Origin of the sequence: uncultured Agitococcus sp. (assembly GCF_937920075.1) — a bacterium.
In the GTDB taxonomy this organism is placed as follows: domain Bacteria; phylum Pseudomonadota; class Gammaproteobacteria; order Pseudomonadales; family Moraxellaceae; genus Agitococcus.
Window position 1 is genome coordinate 1 of sequence record NZ_CALETI010000392.1, and the last position, 2,873, is coordinate 2,873.

Consider the following 2,873-nt stretch of genomic DNA (forward strand, 5'->3'; position numbering starts at 1 on the left):
GAAGAAAACTTTAGCATGAGCTTAGAAAGCGCGGGTACAATCACTTATACAGCGGCTTAAAGGGTGAGTTATGGCTAATCGTGGCATTATTGACTTGGTTTTAAATGGCGAACACTTTGAGTTAGTGCCGTCATTTAAAAACCTAGACAAATTAGAAACCGTTTTAAATAAGGGCGCGGTCGGCTTTTTGCGGAACGATGTTGCAAGCGGTACTTTTAAAGCGGGTGATGTTGTCTCTATTATTCAGATATGTGCAGCACCAATTAACGGAAGACATCCGAAATGGTGGACACGGGACGGCATCGGCGATGTTGTGATGAACGAGGGATTGATTGACGTTACAACGAAAGTTACCCAATTCATCGCGGCAGCATTGTCGGCTGGTAGTGATACCGACATTAAAACGGTGGGGTCAGAAGATGACCAAAAAAAGTAGATAATGGCCGCGTTTGGTCTGTTTTGTGGTCAAACGCGGTTATCTACTTATCAATACCGCCGTCTGATGCTTGGCAGCTAACCCCTGCCGACTTTTGGCTATTGTGGGATACTCACCTAGACAAGATGGAAGTATCAACAGGCAAAAGCTATAGCAAGCCTATGTCATTGGCTGAGTTTGAAGAAATAAACGCTGAATTGGACAAAATCCATGGCAACAACTGATGACCTAATTATTAGTATTCGCGCTGATGTTGGCCAATTACGCACTCAGCTAAACAACGTCAATCAACAATTGCAGCAAACGCAAAACGCGGGTGATGGTGCAGCGCGAGCCGTAAAAAACATGGCAGTTGGTTTGTTGTCAATGTTTGGCGCAATGGAAGGCTTGCAAAAGTTAATAGAAGTCAATCGCCAATTCGGTATTCTAAAAGCAGGGTTAGAGACTGCCACAGGCTCACTAGAGGGAGCTAACGAAGCGTTTGGAACACTGCAACAATTTGCACAACAAACACCTTACGACCTTGCCCAAGCTGTCGATGGATTTACAAAGCTAGTCAATTTAGGTTTAACCCCTAGCGAGCGAGCGTTAAAATCTTACGGCGATACAAGCGCGGCATTAGGTAAAGATTTAAGCCAAATGATTGAAGCCGTAGCAGACGCGGCGACAGGTGAGTTTGAGCGTTTAAAAGAGTTTGGCATTAAGTCAAAGAATCAAGGCGACACCATCGCGTTTACGTTCAAAGGCACGACCGAAGTCATTGCCAACAATTCAGCGGCAATTGAAGAATACCTGATTAAATTAGGCGAAGTTAATTTTGACGGCGCAATGAAAAAGCGCATGGAGTCACTAGACGGCGCAATTGCTAACTTTGGCGATTCATGGGATAACCTGTTTTTTCAGATAGGCGAAGCAGGCGCGACAGACGTGTTACAAGATGCCTTTGAGGGCGCAAGCGCATCGTTAGCAGAACTTAATGCGATGTTAGCCAGTGGCGAGTTACAGGGATATATTGAGGCTGTAGGTATCGCGTTTGACGGATGGACAACCGATGTTAGAAACGCTATTGATGAAATACAACTAATCATTAGCGAATGGGGGAATGAGAACGAAAGCACAATTACCGAGATAGTCGAATTTATAAAACGCGCTTTTAGTGAATTACCTCAAAACATACGCGCATTTGTAAAAATTGCAGCCGTAGAATTGGCTGATTTAGTAACGGAAGCCGAAATATACGGGCGTAAAATTGCAAGTGTATTAAACCCATTAGCACCATCTTACAACCTAAAACAAAATCTTGACGCAACAAAACAGGCTTATCAAGAAACGATTGCTGAAATCTTGGCAGAGCGTGACAAACTTGTAAACGAAAGCCAAGCGCGAAAAGAAAAAGCGCAAAATGACCGAGTTTTAAATGACCTATTAGATAAGTTTTTAGCAGAAACATCAACGGACAGCTTAGAAAAGTTTGGTGGAAATAAAAAAGATTCATCGGGCGGAGAATCCGACAAAGACAAAAAAGCAGCAGCGCAAGAAGCCAAAAAACTTGAGCAATTGAAAGCAGCTGCTCAAAAAGAGCTAAACCTTATTCTCGAAAAGAACATGAGTGAAGATCAGCTTGAGAAAAAACACTATAAAGAACAATCGGAATCATTAAAAGCGCACTTACAAGATGGTACTTTAACAAAAAGCGAATATCTATCTGGAATCATCGCGCTTAACGAACAAGCCGATAAAAAAACCACTGAATTGATGATTGCTCAACACGAAACAGAGAAGGCAATCAACGACAAAAACGCCGAGGAAGATTTTGCACAGCACGCGGCGCGATTAGAGCAGCTTGGAATCTTGATGGATGGTGTGCGTCAAGGCGGCATGACTGAGCTTGAAATCATGGACGAGCAACACGCGCAGAAAATGCAGAAGCTGACAGACATTGCTATGGCTGAGGCCGACCTGCAGGACGTTATTAACGGGATAAAGCTAGAAGCCGAAGCGCAATATCAGGCCAAGCGTTTAGATTTAATTCTAGGCACTGGCAACAAAATTCAAGAGATGACAAAGGCATTTAATAAGAGCAATTTACAAGGCGCGATTGCGTTTTTTGCGGCAGATTTTGGCGGATTTAGCCAACATTCGCGTAAAATGTTTGAGCTAACAAAGGCGGCTAGGTTAGCAGATGCGGCAATAGCTATTCCATCAACAGTAATAGAAGCAGCTAGACAGGGTAGTAAGATTGGTGGGTGGCCATTAGGCGCGGCTATGGGTGCAGCAGCATTAGCATCACAGCTAGGACAGTTACGCGCTATTCAATCGGCCACCTTTGGCGGTGGTGGCGGTGGTGGCGGTGGTGGCGGTGGTGGCGGTGCGGGTGTAGGCGCATCAAGTGCATCTAGTGCAGAGCCACAACAACAAGCACCTGTCACACAGCGTT

The 2,873-nt window shown here is 44.6% G+C and carries 2 protein-coding genes; both read left to right on the plus strand.

Annotated features, from left to right (window positions below; all coding sequences use genetic code 11):
- Positions 1 to 70: 70 nt before the first annotated feature.
- On the plus strand, positions 71 to 436 hold the full coding sequence (locus tag Q0212_RS13305) for a hypothetical protein (RefSeq protein ID WP_297926324.1): 366 nt from the start codon (positions 71 to 73) through the stop codon (positions 434 to 436).
- A 210-nt stretch (positions 437 to 646) separates the two neighbouring features.
- On the plus strand, positions 647 to 2,873 hold a 2,227-nt coding region (locus tag Q0212_RS13310; protein WP_297926326.1), incomplete at its 3' end, for a tape measure protein.

What these genes read in the sequence shown, in the direction of transcription:
- Q0212_RS13305 (WP_297926324.1), top strand. Translation starts at nt 71, where the DNA reads ATGGCTAATCGTGGCATTATTGACTTGGTTTTAAATGGCGAACACTTT.